Origin of the sequence: Microbulbifer taiwanensis (assembly GCF_014904815.1) — a bacterium.
In the GTDB taxonomy this organism is placed as follows: Bacteria; Pseudomonadota; Gammaproteobacteria; order Pseudomonadales; family Cellvibrionaceae; genus Microbulbifer; species Microbulbifer taiwanensis.
On record NZ_JACZFR010000101.1, the window covers coordinates 1 to 968 of the forward strand.

The 968-nt window shown below is 52.6% G+C and carries 1 protein-coding gene; it reads right to left on the reverse strand.

From position 1 onward, the window contains the following. The coding region (locus IG627_RS20655) for an IS30 family transposase (RefSeq protein ID WP_193195210.1) at positions 1-902 on the reverse strand (902 nt) is incomplete at its 3' end. Positions 903-968: the final 66 nt, after the last annotated feature.

Here is a 968-nt window from a genome sequence, read left to right on the forward strand (position 1 = left end):
CGGGTGTTGAGCTTTCGTGCAATGTCATCGCATTGTTGCTGCGTCAGCCCCATCATCGTTTGTCCCTTCGGGAGGTATTGTCTTATCAGGCCGTTAAGATTTTCGTTGCTGCCACGCTCCCAGGAGTGGTGCGGGGTAGCAAAGTAAAACTTCACGTTGGTTTCGTTTTCTATGTCCATGTATTGGTGAAACTCCGTGCCATTGTCTGCGGTGATTGTTTTGAAAGCAGTGGGATCGCGGGCTATGAGTTTCAGTGTTCGTTTGTTGAGCGTTTTGGTGGTGCGGTCCTTGAGCTTGCCGATCATGCAATAGCCTGTTTTTCGCTCAAGCAGCGTCACAATACAGTCGGTAGTTGTTTTTCCCATGACCGTATCAATCTCCCAGTTGCCCTTGTAGCGCCGTGTTTCTACGCTCGCAGGGCGCTCCGAAATATGGCGTTTGAAAGCCATACGTCCGCGGCTATCGTAGCTTCTGTAGCGCTTACGGCGTCGCTTGTGCGCACATCGCAGGTGCTTCCATAGGTTGCCGCCGTTAGCCTTATCCTGCCATACATACTGGTAGATCATCTCATGAGAGGGGCAGCGCTTACCTTCCTCTCTAAACGTTCCTGAGATCTGCTCAGGGCTCCACTTCTTGCGGAGTAAGCGGCGTACTAGCTTGAAGTGGTGGCCTTGGTAGCGTTTATTCCGTCTGGACCTGCTGCGCCGCCCACGGGCTCTGCTGTCGGCTTTGCTATGCCGGTAGGCACCATCCGTGCGGTGGCAGCTGTTGCGCTTCAGTTCACGATATATGGTGCTCCTATGCCTGCCTAAAATTTCGGCAATTCTGGCTGCTCCAAAGCCTTGTAACCGCAGCAGAGACAGGGTATACCTCTCATCAGAGGTGATCTGTTGGTACTTCATAGGGGTTTCTCACTTCTTGGCGGGAGAGAGAAAGCCCTTGTATCACAGGTCACCTTCTTGTTTGAG